The organism is Caballeronia sp. 11_S32 (genome assembly GCF_056930355.1).
The window spans coordinates 604,470-621,445 of record NZ_JBXOWH010000003.1 but is presented as its reverse complement, the minus strand read 5'-3'; the positions used below and the strand labels follow the sequence as shown (position 1 = coordinate 621,445).

At 64.1% G+C, this 16,976-nt stretch carries 15 protein-coding genes; 8 read left to right on the top strand and 7 right to left on the bottom strand.

Annotated elements, in window-relative coordinates; translation table 11 throughout:
- Window positions 1–46: 46 nt before the first annotated feature.
- The 6 genes from AC1Z32_RS14510 to AC1Z32_RS14485 form a co-directional block, all read right to left on the bottom strand.
- On the bottom strand, window positions 47–922 hold the full coding sequence (locus tag AC1Z32_RS14510; RefSeq protein ID WP_483479310.1) for a ferritin family protein: 876 nt from the start codon (window positions 920–922) through the stop codon (window positions 47–49).
- Between the two features lie 393 nt (window positions 923–1,315).
- Complete coding sequence (locus AC1Z32_RS14505; protein ID WP_483479309.1) at window positions 1,316–2,317, bottom strand: MerR family transcriptional regulator; 1,002 nt, start codon at window positions 2,315–2,317, stop codon at window positions 1,316–1,318.
- 291 nt (window positions 2,318–2,608) lie between these two features.
- Window positions 2,609–3,370 carry a PhaM family polyhydroxyalkanoate granule multifunctional regulatory protein gene (locus tag AC1Z32_RS14500; protein WP_483479308.1) on the bottom strand — a complete coding sequence of 254 codons (762 nt, stop codon included), beginning with the start codon at window positions 3,368–3,370 and terminating at the stop codon, window positions 2,609–2,611.
- Between the two features lie 37 nt (window positions 3,371–3,407).
- Window positions 3,408–4,235 (bottom strand): enoyl-CoA hydratase/isomerase family protein, encoded by an 828-nt coding sequence (locus AC1Z32_RS14495; protein WP_483479307.1) that lies wholly within the window; start codon window positions 4,233–4,235, stop codon window positions 3,408–3,410.
- Window positions 4,236–4,251: 16 nt separating this feature from the next.
- A complete protein-coding gene (locus AC1Z32_RS14490; protein ID WP_483479306.1) occupies window positions 4,252–5,421 on the bottom strand; it encodes an ABC transporter substrate-binding protein in 1,170 nt (389 codons plus the stop codon).
- A gap of 121 nt (window positions 5,422–5,542) precedes the next feature.
- Window positions 5,543–6,529 (bottom strand): fumarylacetoacetate hydrolase family protein, encoded by a 987-nt coding sequence (locus AC1Z32_RS14485; RefSeq protein ID WP_483479305.1) that lies wholly within the window; start codon window positions 6,527–6,529, stop codon window positions 5,543–5,545.
- A gap of 101 nt (window positions 6,530–6,630) precedes the next feature.
- On the opposite strand from AC1Z32_RS14485, the gene AC1Z32_RS14480 reads away from it, so the two are divergent.
- The 7 genes from AC1Z32_RS14480 (at window position 6,631) to AC1Z32_RS14450 (ending at window position 14,409) form a co-directional block, all read left to right on the top strand.
- Window positions 6,631–7,443, top strand: a complete 813-nt coding sequence (locus AC1Z32_RS14480; RefSeq protein ID WP_483479304.1) for an IclR family transcriptional regulator — start codon at window positions 6,631–6,633, stop codon at window positions 7,441–7,443.
- Window positions 7,444–7,549: 106 nt separating this feature from the next.
- Window positions 7,550–8,743, top strand: coding sequence for a DUF3108 domain-containing protein (locus AC1Z32_RS14475; protein ID WP_483479303.1), 1,194 nt, complete (start codon window positions 7,550–7,552; stop codon window positions 8,741–8,743).
- Window positions 8,744–8,846: 103 nt separating this feature from the next.
- Window positions 8,847–9,635, top strand: a complete 789-nt coding sequence (locus AC1Z32_RS14470; RefSeq protein ID WP_483479302.1) for an alpha/beta fold hydrolase — start codon at window positions 8,847–8,849, stop codon at window positions 9,633–9,635.
- Between the two features lie 137 nt (window positions 9,636–9,772).
- Entirely contained in the window at window positions 9,773–10,030 is a 258-nt protein-coding gene (locus AC1Z32_RS14465) for a BTH_I0359 family protein (protein WP_008351849.1), read from the top strand.
- A 224-nt stretch (window positions 10,031–10,254) separates the two neighbouring features.
- On the top strand, window positions 10,255–11,316 hold the full coding sequence (locus AC1Z32_RS14460; protein WP_483479301.1) for a homocysteine S-methyltransferase family protein: 1,062 nt from the start codon (window positions 10,255–10,257) through the stop codon (window positions 11,314–11,316).
- A 21-nt stretch (window positions 11,317–11,337) separates the two neighbouring features.
- Window positions 11,338–14,055, top strand: coding sequence for a methionine synthase (gene metH, locus AC1Z32_RS14455; protein WP_483479300.1), 2,718 nt, complete (start codon window positions 11,338–11,340; stop codon window positions 14,053–14,055).
- 147 nt (window positions 14,056–14,202) lie between these two features.
- Window positions 14,203–14,409, top strand: coding sequence for a hypothetical protein (locus AC1Z32_RS14450; protein ID WP_483479299.1), 207 nt, complete (start codon window positions 14,203–14,205; stop codon window positions 14,407–14,409).
- Between the two features lie 106 nt (window positions 14,410–14,515).
- On the opposite strand, the gene AC1Z32_RS14445 is transcribed toward AC1Z32_RS14450, so the two are convergent.
- Window positions 14,516–14,842 (bottom strand): DUF1840 domain-containing protein, encoded by a 327-nt coding sequence (locus AC1Z32_RS14445; RefSeq protein WP_483479298.1) that lies wholly within the window; start codon window positions 14,840–14,842, stop codon window positions 14,516–14,518.
- A gap of 282 nt (window positions 14,843–15,124) precedes the next feature.
- Between AC1Z32_RS14445 and argS the strand changes: the two genes are divergently transcribed.
- A complete protein-coding gene (gene argS, locus AC1Z32_RS14440) occupies window positions 15,125–16,909 on the top strand; it encodes an arginine--tRNA ligase (RefSeq protein WP_483479297.1) in 1,785 nt (594 codons plus the stop codon).
- Window positions 16,910–16,976 lie beyond the last annotated feature (67 nt).

Genomic DNA, 16,976 nt, shown 5'->3' with positions numbered 1-16,976 from the left:
CTACCCGGCGGGCCGTCTGGTCTTCAAAGGCTCAAGGAGCGGGCGCTCAGGCCGGCTGCTCGGCCGCTCCGCCCGGCGCGGCTTGCAGACGCTGCGTCACTTCCTTGCGATAGCGGTTCAATTCCTGCGCGGTCACGAACGAACGCTCGAACAGAATCGACAGGTTATGCAAGATGCGCTCGACGACCTTCTTCTCCCAGCTGTCGTCGAAGCGGATTTGATCGTCCAGCCAGCGCTCGAGCCATTCCGGATCCGGCAGGCGCGACTGCACAGTGTCGCGCGGGAAGAGCGCCTGATTCACGTGCAGATTCGTCGGATGCAGCGGTTTTTCCGTGCGGCGCGCAGATGCCATCAACACGCCGATCTTCGCGAACGCGGCGCGCGCGGTGTCGCCCGCGGTCGCGAGCGCCTTCTTCATGTAGCGCAGATACGCGCCGCCATGACGGGCTTCGTCGCGGGAGATGGTTTCGTAGATGTGCTTGATGACCGGCTCCGTGTGCCATTCGGCCGCGCGGCGATACCAGTGATTGAGGCGGATCTCGCCGCAGAAGTGCAGCATCAGCGTTTCGAGCGGCGGCGCCGGATCGAACTCGAAGCGCACCGCGTGCAGTTCCTCTTCGGTCGGCACCATGTCGGGCTTGAAGCGCCGCAGGTATTCCATCAGCACGAGCGAATGCTTCTGCTCCTCGAAAAACCACACGCTCATGAAAGCGGAGAAATCGCTGTCATGGTGGTTGTCACGCAGGAACATTTCGGTTGCGGGAAGAGCGGACCATTCGGTGATCGCGTTCATCTTGATGGTCTTGGCCTGCTCGTCGGTGAGCAGGGAAGCATCGAACTTGTCCCAGGGAATGTCCTTCTCCATATCCCATCGGACGGATTCCAGCGATTTATAAAGTTCCGGATAAAGCATGGTGTTCATAGTCCACCCCTGATGCCACTTATGCGACGTTATATCTATAGACTTTCGGCCCACGCGCGCGCCGAAATGCTTGCGCGCGAGCAGCCAAGCTTTCAATTTTACGCGGGATTCGGTCGGCCAAAGACGAAAAGCGACAACGAGCGCGCAAATATGGCGCTGCGGCAACGCCTCGCGTCCCGCAAAAACACTGCACTTCCCGTGCAGATGTTACGTGTTGTGCGTCTTGTTCTACCGTGGGTGAGGAGCGAAACCTGTGCCTGAGGTATGTTCAAGTGGCGCCGTGCCTGCCGCTGAAACCGCGCCGGCGCGCAGTATGGCGTGTTCGTGTGACAGCCTTGCGATGCGCAAGTCACGCGCTTCAGCGCCCATGCTCGCCGCGGCGAGCGTCTTTGATCATAGCACGGCCGATTGACGCCAATCCGCGACAGTTTCGTCGATCGGAGTCAGTCCCGCGATGTGATGCACGCCGTCCTGAAATTTGCGGCGCAGCGCCGGACTGCTTCCGCCGACCCAGATGAGCACGTGCGGCGGCAGCAGGTTGCGCAGATCGGCGAGGCCGTTCGCGATGGCCTGCGCGGGCAGTACCGCCGTGAACGACAGCGCGACGATATCGACCTTATGCGCCGTCACCGCATCGACGATATCGTGCAGCGGCGTCTGCAGCCCCAGCTGGATGCATTCGCAGTCGGAGAGCGTGAACATCGCCTCGGCCATCAGAATCCCGAGGCCGTGGCCTTCGCCCGAAAGCGTCGTGAGCAGCAAGCGCGGACGGCCGCCGCGCCCGCGCACCGCGTCAGAGAGCGGACGCATCAGCGAGCGCATCGTCGTCTGGATCGCCTCGCTGAACAGATGCTCGTGATAGACCTGCAGCGTGCCCGCCGCCCAGGCATTGCCGACGCGCGCCGACAACGGTGCCGCGACGTCAATCACGAAGCGCTCGAGCCCGTCGCGCGTCGCCCGTTTCAGCAGGCCGAAGCGGAACTCCTCGAAGGCGCTCGCGCGCAGCAGAGAAATCAGGTTGTCGAGCTCGGCGTCCGGCGCGTCCTGTCCGACGCCGGAACTCTCGGCGAGTTGCTGCAACACGTCGATCGGTTGCGCGAGCACCTTGCTCGGACGATGCCCCGCGTCGAGCAAGCGCTTGACGAGCCTCAGCTTCGTCACCTGCTCCTGCGGGTACAGCCTTTCGCCGCCGGGCGAGCGCATCGGCTGCGGAAAGCCATAGCGGCGCTCCCACACGCGCAGCGTGTCCTTCGTCAGACCAATCTCCTGAGCGATCGCGCCAATGCCGATTCCCGTCACGCCCGATGCCGCATTGCGCCGTGGCGCGGGCTCCGGAAGTTCGCCGCCATCCGAGGCCGGTTCCGAATCGAAGTCTTGTTCTGATGAGTTTGTCATGGACAAATCGATGGAAACGTTGACTGTCACTACGACGCAGGTTGCATGCCCGACTTTCGTGCTGGACAAATTTCCGTGCCGTCGATGTTTCATCATAGACAAAATCGAAACATACGACGCTGGTGAGATTCGTTTCCGCGCGCTTGTTCATACATGATGGCGCGACAAGCGAATGCCGAAGACGGGGACGCGGTGCGATGCGATTTCGCATCGAAGGGTTCGGCGTGCACGGCGGAGCGTTGCGCCCCGCCGTGCGCTGAGTTCAGCGCAAGCAGCCCGACGACGGGAAACTCAGACAGTCTTCTTGCGCGGCGCGGTCTTGCGCGCGGCAGCCTTCTTCGCGGCCGCGGCGGCGTCGGTTTTTTCCTCGGCGCCGTGTGCGGGCTGCCCGGCGTTCGTTTCGCCAGCGCCGGCGGCCGGCTGCTCGCCCGCCCCGCCCATCGCGTTGAGCGGGCCGGTCATGCCGGGCTGGAGCATCGCGAGATGCGCAAGCTGGTTGAATTGCGATTGCAGCACGTTCCACCAGCCTGTCGGATCGAAACCCGGCGGCGGCGCGGACGCTTTGGCGCCGGCTTCGTCGCCTTCCGCGGGTTCCTCAGCAGGCTTTGCCTGGGCGCTCGCCTCCTGCTTCGCCGCGCCGCCCATCGGCCAGCCGGAGGCCGCGGACTTCGCCTTCTCCGCCGCCGCGTTCTGCGCACTTTCCACCGACGACTGCGCGAACGCGCCGAACGAGCGCAGCGTCGCCAGCGTCGCGCGCTGCACTTCGAGCGCCTGAATCGCCGATTGCAGCATGTTGAGATTGAGCTTCAGCCACTGCTCGACGGCGCGCATGTCCGTCACGCGCTTGTCGAGTTCTTCGATGTTGGTGAGCGGCGCAAGCATGTCCGACATCATCGAGAGAGAGGGACCCACGCCCTGCCCGCCGCCCGGCATCGCGGCGGCGAACGGATTCAGGCGCATCAGCTCCCACATCTTGCCCATCATGTCGGCCTGGCCGAATCCGGAAAAACCGGGAATCGTGTAGGGCGGCGTACCGCCAGCGTTATCGGTCATTCGACTCTCCTTGTTTTCTGGGGTTGATTCGCTTCGCTCAGAACGGCGCGCCGCCCGGAAAATCCGGCGCGCGCCGCTCGCGCAGAGACCGCACGCCTTCATGCACGTCCGGCCCCGCGAAGCCCATGAATTCCAGCGCGAGCGACGTATCGAAGGCCGGCCCCGCCGAGCGCAGCCAGTTGTTGAGCGCGTACTTCGTCCAGCGGATCGCGGTCTGCGAGCCCTGCGCGAGACGGTTCGCGATTTCGATCGCCTTCGGCATCAGTTCGTTCTCGTCGACCGCGAGCGACACCAGCCCGATGCGCTCCGCTTCCTCGCCGCTCACCGGCTCGCACAGCAGCAGATAGTACTTGGCCTTCGCCATGCCGCACAGCAGCGGCCAGACGATCGCCGCGTGATCGCCCGCCGCGACGCCGAGCCGCGTGTGCCCGTCGATGATGCGCGCCGACTTCGACGCGATCGAGATATCGGCGAGCAGGCCCGCGACGAGCCCCGCACCGACCGCCGGGCCGTGCATCGCGGAGACGATCGGCTTGCCGCAGTTGATCACGTTATAGACGAGATCGCGCGCCTCGCGCCAGACGCGCGCGCGCACGTCGAAGTCGTTGGCCATCTCCTCAACGAGGCCGAGATCGCCGCCCGCCGAAAAGCCCTTGCCTTCGCCGCGAATGAGCGCGACGCGCGTTTCCGGATCGCGATCGATGTCGCGCCAGATCTCCGCGAGCTCGCGGTGCATGCCGGCGTCGGCGGTGGCCAAGCCGCTTTTGTTCGCGCCCGCGCCGGGCATCACCACTTCGAGCACGCCGTGCGGATGGCGGCGCAGCTCGAGCGACTTGTAGTTCGCGTAGAAGGAAAGATCGCTCATGTCTTCAGACTCAGTGTTAGCGCGGCTGATAGATCCACTTGCCGTCGCGGATCTCGACCATCACGCGCGCGCGCTGGTCGAGGCCGATGTGATCGTTGGGCGTCATGTTCACCTGCCCGTTGGTGTCGGCGAAATTCTTCGTGCCTTCGAGCGCATCGCGCAGCGCGGCGCGGAACGCGGGCGTGCCGGGCGCGCCCGCCTTCATCGCGATGGGCACCGCGCGGTTGAGCAGCATGCCCGCGTCCCACGCATACGAGCCGAACGCCGACACGGTGCCCGCGCCCTGCTTCGCCTCATACAGTTTGATGTATTCGAGCGCGAGCCGCTTGGCCGGATGATCGTCGGGCAATTGCGCCGCGACGAGCACCGGGCTCGCGGGCAGGAAGGTGCCATTGCAATCCGCGCCGCACACGCGCAGGAAGTCGCGGTTGCCCACGCCATGATTGTGATAGACCTTGCCTTTGTAGCCGCGCTGCGCGAGCGTCTTCGGCGGCAAGGCGGCGGGCGTGCCGGCCGCGCCGACGACCACGGCATCCGGCTTCGCCGCGAGAATCTTCAGGATCTGCCCGGTCACGCTCGGATCGGTGCGGTTGAAGCGCTCATTGGCGACCACTTCGATCTTGTGAAGCTGCGCGAACTTCGCGACTTCGGCATAGAAGGTTTCGCCGAGCGCGTCTGCCTGACCGATGTACGCCAGCGTCTTCACGCCGTGATTGCTCGCGTGCTCGGCAATGGCGGAGGCCATCATCGCGTCGGTTTGAGGCGTCTTGAAGACCCAGCGGCGCTTGTCGTCGACAGGCTCGATGATCTTCGACGACGACGCCAGCGAGATCATCGGCGTTTGCCCTTGCGCGACGACGTCGATCATCGCGAGCGAGTTCGGCGTGATCGACGAGCCGATGATCGCATCCACCTGATCCTCGCTGATGAGCTTCTTCGTCGTCTGCACGGCTTGCGTGGTGTCGGAAGCGTCGTCGAGCACGATGTAATCGACGGGCTTGCCGCCCATTTCCTTCGGCAACAGCGCGACGGTATCGCGCGCCGGAATGCCGAGCGACGCGGCCGGCCCCGTGAGCGAGAGCACGAGGCCGATCTTCACGTGCTGCGCCTGCTGCGCGAGTGCCGCTGTCGTCGCGGCGAGCGCGAACGCCGCGCCCGCCAGGAATTTCCACTTGCCTGCCGCCATCGAAAGTCTCCTTATTTTGATAGTTTTTGCTGCACGAAAGCAGCCCGGCAAAGTGTAAGGCGTGCCTCACGCGCACCGCATCGGGCTAAACCCGTTGCGCAGCGGAAGACCCGGCGCGGCTTCAGTGTTCCGGCTGCACCACCGCCTGATCGATCGCGCCGAAGATCGACTTGCCCTCTTCGTCGAACATCTCGATCTTCACGCTGTCGCCGAACTTCATGAAGCTCGTTTGCGGCGCGCCGTGCTCGATCGTTTCGAGACACCGCTTCTCGGCGATGCAGCAGTAACCGCGCTTCGCGTCCTTGTTCGAGATCGTGCCCGAGCCGACGATGGAACCCGCACGCAGGTTGCGCGTCTTCGCGGCGTGGGAGATCAGCTGGCCGAAGTGGAACACCATGTCCGTGCCGCAATCCGGCTGCCCGACCTTCTTGCCGTTCCAGTGCACGATCATCGGACGATGCACGCGGCCTTCGCGCCATGCGCCGCCGAGTTCGTCGGGCGTGACGGCGACCGGCGAGAATGCGGTGGCGGGCTTGCTCTGGAAGAAGCCGAAGCCCTTCGCGAGCTCGGCGGGAATGAGATTGCGCAGCGAGACATCGTTCACGAGCATCAGAAGGCGCACGCCGCGCAGCGCTTCGTCGGGCATCGCGGCCATGTGGACATCGGACGTGATGACGGCGACTTCGGCCTCGAAGTCGATGCCATACGATTCCGTCGCGCACACGATGTCGTCCGTCGGGCCGATGAAGTCGTCGCTGCCGCCCTGGTACATCAGCGGATCGGTCCAGAATTCGGGCGGCATTTCGGCGCCGCGCGCACGCCGCACGAGCTCGACGTGATTCACGTATGACGAGCCGTCCGCCCACTGGAACGCGCGCGGCAGCGGCGCCATGCAGGCCTTCGGATCGAACGCGAACGTGTTGCGCGCGCGGCCGCGATTCAGCGCTTCATAGACTTCCATGAGTTGCGGCGCGTAGAAGGTCCAGTCGTCGAGCGCGCGTTGCAGCGTCGACACGATTCCATCGGCAATCGCGGCCGTGCGCAGATCGCGCGATACGACCACGAGCTGGCCGTCGCGCGTGCCGTCCTTCAATGTTGCGAGTTTCATGGAGCGGGTGCCGGTGACTTGAGGTGACGTTAAGGGAAATCTATTTTACGATGGTGAATCCCTCGCCGGCACTCGGCCGAACGGCATAGGCCTTTTCGCACATGCAATCCACCTCCCTCACCGACGACGAAGACATCGTCGACGCCGCCGAAGAGAAAACGCGCTCCGGCATTCAATCGATCGAAGTTGGCTTCCGCCTGCTCGACGTGCTCACCAACGAGCCGCGCGCGATGATGCTGCGCGACCTCGCGCAGCGCGCGGGCATGAGCCCGGCGAAGGCACATCGTTATCTCGTGAGCTTTTTACGGCTCGGCGTTGCGTCGCAGGATCCGGTTTCCGGGCGCTATGAGCTCGGCGGCTTCGCATTGCAGATGGGTCTCGCGCGGCTCGCGCGCGTCGATGGCGTGAGGCTTGCGCGCATCGCGCTCGCCGAACTGCGCGACCGGCTGGACCAGACTGTCGGCATCGCGGTGTGGGGCAATCAGGGGCCGACCGTCGTGCACTGGATGGAGTCGAGTCATCCGGCGAAGGCATCGCTCAAGCTGGGCGATGTGATGCCGCTGCTCACGTCCGCGACCGGGCTGCTGTTCGCGGCGTATCTGCCGCGTAGCAAGACGCAGCCGATGCTCGACCGCGAACTCGCCGCGATGCAGCAGACCATGGCCGATGTCGAGCCGCATCTCGCCGAAGTGCGCGAGCACGGCGCGGCGCGCGTCGAAGGCATGCTCCTGCCGACGATTCACGCGTTCTGCACGCCGGTCTTCGACTCCACCGGCGAACTCGCGCTGGGGCTGATCGCGCTCGGGCACGAAGGCACGTTCGACACGCGCTGGGGCGGCGAAATCGACTCCGCGTTGCGCGAATGCGCGCGCGGATTGTCGTACGAACTGGGGTACAAGGCGGACGAGCGCTGACTCGACGGCTCGCAGCGATTGGCGCAAGCGTCAGGAACATCGTTTCCACCGCGCGTGTCTTATGCGTTTCGCCTTACCTGCGACACCCGTCTTTACCTCCTGCACGATGTCACTGTTCGAATCTCGCCATCATCGCCCCGCGTCGGGCGAGCCGCTCCATGCCGCCTCAGCCTCCCCCACGCCGCGACGCTGGGTGCGCTGGGTAATGGCCGCGTTGATCGTCGCCGGCTTGCACTGGAGCGCGATGCGGTGGATCGAGCGCAGTAGGCTGCCGGCGAACGCGCCGCCGGAAAATCCGCCCGTCGAAGTGCAATTGCTGACGCCCAAGCCGATCGCGCCCCCCAAGCCGGCCGCGCCGACGCCGCCCGCGCCGCCGAAGCCCGCCGCGCCCGCGCCGAAGCCGGCAGCCGCGCCCGTACTGAGCGCAGCGACGCCGCAACCGGACGCGCCCGCCGCGGCATCGGGCGAGGCGGCATCCGCGCCGGCGGCGGCATCCGCCGGACCCGCGTCCGGTTCCGCGCAAGCCGCAGCGCCTTCGCCCGCATCTCAACCCGCGGCCGCATCGGGCGACAAATTCGACGTTCCGCCCACGGGCGAGCTACGTTATGACACGCTCGTGAACGGCATGATGAACCAGACCGGCACGATTCACTGGGTCAACGACGGCCAGCATTACGAAATGGTCGTCTCGATTCCGCTGCCTTTCGTCGGTCCGTATGTGTATTCGAGCAAGGGTCATATCGACGGATTCGGCATCGCGCCGGAACAATATTCCGAGCAGCGCGGCCGCCGCGCCGCCGATATCGCCATCTTCAATCGCGAAACGAAACAGATCGTCTATACGAAGACGCCGCAAGCCCAGCCGCTCGCGGACGGCGCGCAGGACCGCTTCAGCGTCGTGATGCAGCTCGCGAGCCTCGTGCGCGGCGCGCCGGACAAGTACAAGCCGGGCGTGACGCGGCAATTCAGCGTCGCGGACAACGACAGCAACGAAATCTGGCCGATCGAAACCGTCGGCGATGAAAACGTGCAGGCGCGCGGCGGCTTCACGACCGCGCGGCACTTCACCCGCCTGCCGCGCAAGGAAGGCGACCGCCGCAGGCTCGACATCTGGCTCGCGCCGTCGATCGGCTGGCTGCCCGTGCGGATTTTGCAAACCGAGCCGAACGGAATGCAAATCGAACTGCTCTGGGCGGGCAAGCTCGCGCCGTCCGCCGCGGCGACCGCCAGCGGAACCGCAGGCACGCCGGATGTGTCTGATGAAAGCGCACCGGCCGCGCCAGAGCCGGACAGGCCGTAACGCACCCGTCACACTGCGTGGCATTCGCATTGCGGGAAGCGTATGGCATCGCGAGCAGTCAATCGGAAACAGCATCGCAAACCGCACTCTTCACGGAGCCGATATGCAGTTGACGATCAATCGCATCGATACACGTTACGTTCTCGACAACGAAGGCGGCGGACCCTGGCTCGTCTTCATTCACCAGCTGGCGGGTGATCTGTCGGTCTGGGACCAGATGGCCGGCTATTTCCGCGACGATTTCACCGTGCTGCGCTACGACCTGCGCGGACACGGCGACACGACCGTATCGCCGGCCAGTTTCACCATCGACGATCTCGCCGACGATCTCGCGCAGTTGCTCGACCAGCTCGGCGCGCCCTCCGCGCATGTGGTGGGGCTGTCGATCGGCGGCATGGTCGCGCAGAAGTTCGCCATCAACCATTCGGACAAGGTGGAATCGCTGACTGTCGTCGGCGCGCCGGCCTTCATCCCCGAGGATGCACGCCCGACCTTCGCGCAACGAGCAGCGGCCGTGCGCGAAAACGGGACTGCGAGTATCGTGGAACCAACGCTCGAGCGCTGGCTCACGCCTGACTTTCGCAAGGCGCATCCCGAAGTTGTCGAGCAGATCGGGGAAACGATCGCACGCACGCCCGCCGAGGGGTTTGCGCGCGCGGCGGAAGCGGTCAGCCGTTTCGATGCGCGGGACAAACTCGCCTCTGTGAACAAACGCACACTCGTGGTGGCGGGCGAGCACGACGTTGGCACACCGCATGCTGCTTCAAAGGTGATCGCGGACACGGTTCCGGGCGCGAGATTCGAACTACTCAACGCGGCGCACCTGTCACCGGTCGAGGAATCGCAGCGCTTCAGCGCGTTACTTGGGGACTTCTTACGCGATTCCGCTTGATTCGTCCTGTTTTTTGCTGAAAAAGAAAGCCTCGATACTACCGGCATCACTTCGAGGCCACCCCTTGAATTCCAACCCAATCGCTCCAACTACGGTTCAGGATTGCCAGGAGCAAACAAGGAATAAGGAGTGTCGCCATGCAAATGATCTACAACAGCCCCAACTATTGCGTCGTCGAATTTCCGCCGCAAGACAACCATCTCGCCATGAAGGCGGGCGGCTACGAGATCGTCGACAAGAACACGCAACGGGAGATCTTCATCGACGGCGCACTGGCCGCGAAGTTTCGCGAGCACGTGCAGCAACTGATCGCGGAAGAGCCGTCGCTCGAGGATGTCGATGAATTCCTCGGCCAGTTCGATATCTTGATGAATCAGCCGGTCGTGCTTCACTGACGCGCCCACTGCGCTGGCGGCCTGCCGCCGTCCAGCGCCCGCCGCCGCACGGATCCGCGGCCCAGGCGACACTCGCCACTTTCCCAAAGACCCCGCCCGGCAACCGGCGGGGTTCTTTTTTGCGCTGAACGCCCCTGCTTCACGCCTCTTCAGCCGGAAGCGACCGCTCCGCGCTACGGCTACAATGTCAGGCTATTTCACATTTGGTGCAGGCCTCGTCCGTCATGACCCAGAACGCCATTCCGAAAGCCTCCGCGCGTGCCTACACGCGCGGCGCCGCGTTGCCCGCGCTATTGCAAAAGCGCATCCTGATCCTCGATGGCGCGATGGGCACGATGATCCAGCGCTACAAGCTCGACGAAGCCGCGTATCGCGGCGAGCGCTTCAAGGACTATGGCCGCGACATCAAGGGCAACAACGAACTGCTGTCGATCACGCAGCCGCAGGTCATCCGCGAGATTCACGAGCAATATCTGGCGGCGGGCGCGGACATCATCGAGACGAATACGTTCGGTGCGACGCGCGTCGCGCAGGCCGACTACGGCATGGAAGACCTCGCGGCCGAGATGAACATCGAGTCGGCGAAGCTCGCCCGCGAAGCCTGCGACAAATACTCGACACCGGGCAAGCCGCGCTTCGTCGCGGGCGCGATCGGGCCGACGCCGAAGACCGCGAGCATCTCGCCGGACGTGAACGATCCGGGCGCGCGCAACGTGACCTTCGACGAACTTCGCGATGCGTACTACGAGCAGGCGAAGGCGCTGCTCGACGCGGGCTGCGATCTGTTTCTCGTCGAAACGATCTTCGACACGCTGAACGCGAAAGCGGCGCTCTTCGCGCTCGATCAACTGTTCGACGACACCGGCGAGCTCGTGCCGATCATGATCTCGGGCACCGTCACCGATGCATCGGGCCGCATTCTGTCGGGGCAAACGGTCGAGGCGTTCTGGAACTCGCTTCGTCACGCGAAGCCGCTGACTTTCGGCCTGAACTGCGCGCTGGGCGCGGCGCTGATGCGTCCGTACATCGCCGAGCTGGCGAAGCTGTGCGACACCTACGTGTCCTGCTATCCGAACGCGGGCCTGCCGAATCCGATGAGCGATACCGGCTTCGACGAGACGCCGGATGTAACGTCTGGATTGCTGAAGGAATTCGCGACGGCGGGTCTCGTGAACCTCGCGGGCGGGTGCTGCGGCACGACGCCGGAGCACATCGCGGAGATTGCGAAGGCGCTCGCCGAAGTGAAGCCGCGCGCGTTCCCGTCGCAGTACCGCGACGCAGCCTGACATCAGAAAGAGATAACAGAAATGACCGATCACACGATGCGCCTCTCCGGCCTCGAGCCGTTCAACGTCACCGACGGCTCGCTCTTCATCAACGTCGGCGAGCGCACGAACGTGACCGGCTCGAAGGCCTTCGCGCGCATGATCCTGAACGGCCAGTTCGACGAAGCCCTCGCCGTCGCGCGCCAGCAGGTCGAGAACGGCGCGCAGGTCATCGACATCAACATGGACGAAGCCATGCTGGATTCGAAAGCCGCGATGGTGCGCTTTCTGAATCTGATCGCATCGGAGCCGGATATCGCGCGCGTGCCGATCATGATCGACTCGTCGAAGTGGGAGGTGATCGAGGCCGGCCTGAAGTGCGTGCAGGGCAAGGCGATCGTCAACTCGATCTCGCTCAAGGAAGGCGAGGACGCGTTCAAACACCACGCGAAGCTGATCCGCCGCTACGGCGCGGCATCGGTCGTGATGGCGTTCGACGAGCAAGGCCAGGCCGATACCTTCCAGCGCAAGACGGAAATCTGCAAGCGCTCCTACGACATTCTCGTGAACGAAGTGGGCTTCGAGCCGGAAGACATCATCTTCGATCCGAACATCTTCGCAATCGCGACGGGCATCGAGGAGCACAACAATTACGCGGTCGATTTCATCGAAGCGACGCGCTGGATCAAGCAGAACCTGCCGCACGCGAAGGTGAGCGGCGGCGTGTCGAACGTGTCGTTCTCGTTCCGCGGCAATGACCCGGTGCGCGAAGCCATTCACACCGTGTTCCTGTATCACGCGATTCAGGCGGGCATGGACATGGGCATCGTCAACGCGGGTCAGCTCGGCGTGTATGCCGATCTCGACGCCGCGCTGCGTGACAACGTGGAAGACGTCGTGCTCAATCGCCGCGACGACGCCACGGACCGCCTGCTCGAAATCGCCGACAAGTTCAAGACCGGCGCCGCGAAGAAGGAAGAGAACCTCGAGTGGCGCAACCAGCCGGTCGAGGCGCGGTTGTCGCATGCGCTCGTGCATGGCATCACGAACTTCATCGTCGAGGATACCGAGGAAGTTCGTCAGAAGATCGAAAAGGCCGGCGGCCGCCCGATCAACGTGATCGAAGGGCCGCTGATGGACGGCATGAACATCGTCGGCGACCTGTTCGGCGCGGGCAAGATGTTCCTGCCGCAAGTGGTGAAATCGGCGCGCGTGATGAAGCAGGCGGTCGCGCATCTGATCCCGTTCATCGAGGAAGAGAAGAAGCGTCTCGCCGATGCGGGCGCCGACGTGCGGCCGAAGGGCAAGATCGTCATCGCGACCGTGAAGGGCGATGTGCACGACATCGGCAAGAACATCGTGTCGGTCGTGCTTCAGTGCAACAACTTCGAAGTGGTCAACATGGGCGTGATGGTGCCCTGCGCGACCATTCTGCAAAAGGCGAAGGAAGAAGGCGCGGACATCATCGGCTTGTCGGGGCTGATTACGCCGAGCCTCGAAGAAATGGCTTACGTCGCCTCCGAAATGCAGCGCGACGAATACTTCCGCGGCAAGCAGACGCCGCTGCTGATTGGCGGCGCGACGACTTCGCGCGTGCACACGGCCGTGAAGATCGCGCCGCATTACGAAGGGCCGGTCGTGTATGTGCCGGATGCGTCGCGCTCGGTGTCGGTGGCGTCGAGCCTGTTGTCGGACGAAGGCGCGGCGAAGTATCTCGGCGAACTCAAGAGCGAGTACGACCGCATCCGCACGCAGCACGCCAACAAGAAGGCGCTGCCGATGGTCACCTACGGCGAGGCGCGCGCCAACAAGACGAAGATCGACTGGAACGCGTACACGCCGAAGAAGCCGAGCTTCATCGGGCGTCGCGTGTTCAAGAATTACGATCTCGCGGAACTGGCGAATTACATCGACTGGGGTCCGTTCTTCCAGACGTGGGATCTCGCCGGTCCCTATCCCGCGATTCTCAATGACGAGATCGTCGGCGAATCGGCGCGGCGCGTGTTCTCCGACGGCAAGTCGATGCTCTCGCGCGTCATTCAGGGCCGCTGGCTGACGGCGAACGGCGTCATCATGCTCTTGCCCGCGAACACCGTGAACGACGACGACATCGAGATCTACACGGACGAATCGCGCTCGCAGGTCGCGATGACATGGCGCAATCTGCGTCAGCAGAGCGTGCGTCCCGTCGTCGACGGCGTGATGCGCCCGAACCGCTCGCTCGCGGATTTCATCGCGCCGAAGGAGTCGGGCGTGAAGGACTACATCGGCATCTTCGCGGTGACGGCGGGTCTCGGCGTCGATAAAAAGGAACGACAGTTCGAGGCCGATAACGACGACTACAGCGCGATCATGCTCAAGGCCCTGGCCGACCGCTTCGCCGAAGCCTTCGCCGAAGCGCTGCACGCGCGCGTGCGTCGCGAGCTGTGGGGCTACGCGCCGAACGAAACACTCGACAACGACGCGCTGATCGCGGAGAAGTACGCCGGCATTCGTCCGGCGCCGGGCTATCCGGCGTGCCCGGATCATCTGGTCAAGCGCGACATGTTCGAAGTGCTTCAGGCGGATGAAATCGGCATGAGCGTGACCGAATCGCTCGCGATGCTGCCCGCCGCGAGCGTCTCGGGCTTTTATATCGCGCATCCGGACAGCACGTACTTCTCGGTGGGCAAGATCGGCGACGACCAACTGGCGAGCTATGCCGAACGCATGGCGATGTCCACGTCGGACGCGGAGCGCGCGCTCGCGCCGCAGCGTTGAAGGCCCGAAAGCACGACATATCGCGCGCGGTATAGCGGGAATGCGCAGGAAGCCGGCGGAAAGTTTTTGGTTTCCGTAGACTTGTCAGCGCGACGAGCCGCCGGCAACGACGGCCATCGCACTCTTTTCGTCAACGGAGAAAGTCGCATGAAGAAGATGACGTCCGCCGTAACCGTAGCAATCGCCGCGGCTTTGCTCGCAGCTTCGAGTTCCGCTGCGTTCGCGCAGGCGAGCAGCACTCAGGCGTCCTCGTATTCGCCGCCGCAGTCGGAGCATAAGAAGAAACCGAAGAAGCCGAAGAAACCGCCCACGCCCGCGCAACCGGCAGGTGCGGAAAGCGGCCAGTCGAAGTAACGCCCAAAGGCGCGACCGAAGCCGTCAGACGTTTCATCGGAAGAAAAAAACCCGCATCGTCACGGATGCGGGTTTTTCTTTGTCGACGCCATGGACGGCGGGCGAATCAGACGCCCCAGAGAATATCCGCGTTGTGCTTTTGCGCGAGCCGCAGCATGTCGATGAACGGAAAGGCGCGCTGCGCGAGTCCGACTGCATGCTCATGCGGATGGTGGCCTTCCTCGCCTTCGTGAAAATGGCCCTCGTGCTCGGCGCGCTCTTTCTTGTCGGTGGCGACGGCGGTTTCGAGTTTCTGGATGGCCGAAGGGATGTCTTCGTGCGTGATGACGCCCCGCGCGGTGAGCGGTTTGCCGACGATCCCGAGCAGGTACTCCGCGAGATCCTCCATCATGATGACGTCCGGCGCGGCGGGGCTTTTGAATGTGATCAGCATGGCATGGTCCTTTTGCTTATGTTGGGTTATTGGCGGTACGCAAGCGAAACACGCAGACGAGCCGGTCTCCCTGACAACATGACGACACCCTGATTCGACATATTAGCACCTGCTAAAATCCCCACTTTGTAGGTATATAACCGGGCCTCAGTCCGTTATATATCTGCGAGGCCTCGCAGATATGGCGAGCGGCGTTTCCTTCGCGCCGCAAGCGCGCCAAGCGCAATCCATCGCCATACCGGCATCAACGCTCCGGACTCGCTCCACTGGATCACATTCAGCATGCTGCCCGCACATAAACACACTCTCGAAACGCTCCTCACCGACGCGGTCAAGCAGGTCGCGCAAGCCACTCAAGGCGCCAGCGAAGCCGCCTTCGTCACGCCCGCGATCGTCCTCGAACGGCCGAAGGTGGCGGCGCACGGCGACGTGGCATCGAATGTCGCCATGCAACTCGCCAAGCCGCTGCGCGCGAATCCGCGCCAGCTCGCGCAGCAAATCGTCGATGCGCTGCTCGCTCTCCCGGCGGCGAAGGGTCTCGTCGAAAGCGCGGAAGTGGCCGGTCCCGGCTTCATCAATCTGCGTCTTGCCGCCACCGCGAAGCAAGACGTGATCCCGGCCGTGCTGGGCGAAGGCGCCGCGTTCGGCCGCTCGACGCGCGACGCGGGCAGGCACGTGCTCGTCGAATTCGTGTCGGCGAATCCCACGGGTCCGCTGCACGTCGGCCACGGCCGTCAGGCCGCGCTCGGCGATGCGCTCTCGAACCTGCTCGAAACGCAGGGCTACGACGTGCATCGCGAGTTCTACTACAACGACGCGGGCGTGCAGATCAACAACCTCGCGATCTCCACTCAGGCTCGCGCGCGCGGCTTCAAGCCGGGCGATGCGCAATGGCCGGAAGCCGCGTACAACGGCGAGTACATCGCCGATATCGCGCATGACTACATGGCGGGCGAAACCGTCGCGGCGAAAGATGGCGAGCCCGTGAAGGGCAAGGGCGACGTCGACGATCTCGAAGCCATCCGTCATTTCGCCGTCGCCTATCTGCGCCACGAGCAGGACATGGACCTGACCGCGTTCGGCGTGAAGTTCGACCAGTTCTATCTGGAGTCGTCGCTGTACAAGGAAGGGCGCGTCGAGAAGACGGTCGCTGAACTCGTCGATGCGGGCAAGACTTACGAGCAGGACGGCGCGCTGTGGCTGCGCACCACCGACGACGGCGACGACAAGGACCGCGTCATGAAGAAGTCCGACGGCACGTACACGTACTTCGTGCCGGACGTCGCGTATCACGTGACGAAGTGGGAGCGCGGCTTCACCAAGGTCATCAACATCCAGGGCTCGGACCATCACGGCACGATCGCGCGCGTGCGCGCCGGTCTGCAAGGACTCGGCATCGGCATTCCGAAAGGCTATCCCGACTACGTGCTGCACAAGATGGTGACCGTCATGCGCGACGGCCAGGAAGTGAAAATCTCCAAGCGCGCGGGCAGCTACGTGACGGTGCGCGATCTCATCGAATGGTCGGGCGGCCTCGCGCCGGGCCACGAGACCGCGCCCGATCAGATCGACCCAGACACCATCCGCCGCGGCCGCGACGCCGTGCGCTTCTTCCTCATCTCGCGCAAGGCCGATACGGAGTTCGTGTTCGACATCGACCTCGCGCTCAAGCAGAACGACGAGAACCCGGTCTACTACGTGCAATACGCTCACGCACGCATCTGCACGATCTTGGGCGACTGGAAGGAGCGCCACGCCGGCGATCTCGCGCAAGCCGCGAAGGCCGATCTCTCGCCCTTGTCGAGCGACCGCGCGATGGCGCTGCTCAACAAGCTCGCCGAGTTCCCCGAGATGCTCGCGCACGCCGCCGAGGAACTCGCGCCGCACGCGGTCGCGTTCTATCTGCGCGATCTCGCTGGCGAATTTCACTCGTTCTACAATGCGGAGCGCGTGCTCGTGGACGAAGAGAAAGTGCGCACCGCGCGCATCGCACTGCTCGCCGCGACACGTCAGGTCCTCGCAAACGGTCTCGCGACCATCGGCGTATCCGCTCCCCAAAAGATGTAATCGTCGGCGGCCCCTCGCCGCACGCGCACCGAAATCGGATTATTCCGGCGCGTGCGGACGGGAGCGT

What these genes read in the sequence shown, in the direction of transcription:
- AC1Z32_RS14510 (WP_483479310.1), bottom strand. Translation starts at nt 922, where the DNA reads ATGAACACCATGCTTTATCCGGAACTTTATAAATCGCTGGAATCCGTC.
- AC1Z32_RS14505 (WP_483479309.1), bottom strand. Translation starts at nt 2,317, where the DNA reads ATGACAAACTCATCAGAACAAGACTTCGATTCGGAACCGGCCTCGGAT.
- AC1Z32_RS14500 (WP_483479308.1), bottom strand. Translation starts at nt 3,370, where the DNA reads ATGACCGATAACGCTGGCGGTACGCCGCCCTACACGATTCCCGGTTTT.
- AC1Z32_RS14495 (WP_483479307.1), bottom strand. Translation starts at nt 4,235, where the DNA reads ATGAGCGATCTTTCCTTCTACGCGAACTACAAGTCGCTCGAGCTGCGC.
- AC1Z32_RS14490 (WP_483479306.1), bottom strand. Translation starts at nt 5,421, where the DNA reads ATGGCGGCAGGCAAGTGGAAATTCCTGGCGGGCGCGGCGTTCGCGCTC.
- AC1Z32_RS14485 (WP_483479305.1), bottom strand. Translation starts at nt 6,529, where the DNA reads ATGAAACTCGCAACATTGAAGGACGGCACGCGCGACGGCCAGCTCGTG.
- AC1Z32_RS14480 (WP_483479304.1), top strand. Translation starts at nt 6,631, where the DNA reads ATGCAATCCACCTCCCTCACCGACGACGAAGACATCGTCGACGCCGCC.
- AC1Z32_RS14475 (WP_483479303.1), top strand. Translation starts at nt 7,550, where the DNA reads ATGTCACTGTTCGAATCTCGCCATCATCGCCCCGCGTCGGGCGAGCCG.
- AC1Z32_RS14470 (WP_483479302.1), top strand. Translation starts at nt 8,847, where the DNA reads ATGCAGTTGACGATCAATCGCATCGATACACGTTACGTTCTCGACAAC.
- AC1Z32_RS14465 (WP_008351849.1), top strand. Translation starts at nt 9,773, where the DNA reads ATGCAAATGATCTACAACAGCCCCAACTATTGCGTCGTCGAATTTCCG.
- AC1Z32_RS14460 (WP_483479301.1), top strand. Translation starts at nt 10,255, where the DNA reads ATGACCCAGAACGCCATTCCGAAAGCCTCCGCGCGTGCCTACACGCGC.
- metH (WP_483479300.1), top strand. Translation starts at nt 11,338, where the DNA reads ATGACCGATCACACGATGCGCCTCTCCGGCCTCGAGCCGTTCAACGTC.
- AC1Z32_RS14450 (WP_483479299.1), top strand. Translation starts at nt 14,203, where the DNA reads ATGAAGAAGATGACGTCCGCCGTAACCGTAGCAATCGCCGCGGCTTTG.
- AC1Z32_RS14445 (WP_483479298.1), bottom strand. Translation starts at nt 14,842, where the DNA reads ATGCTGATCACATTCAAAAGCCCCGCCGCGCCGGACGTCATCATGATG.
- argS (WP_483479297.1), top strand. Translation starts at nt 15,125, where the DNA reads ATGCTGCCCGCACATAAACACACTCTCGAAACGCTCCTCACCGACGCG.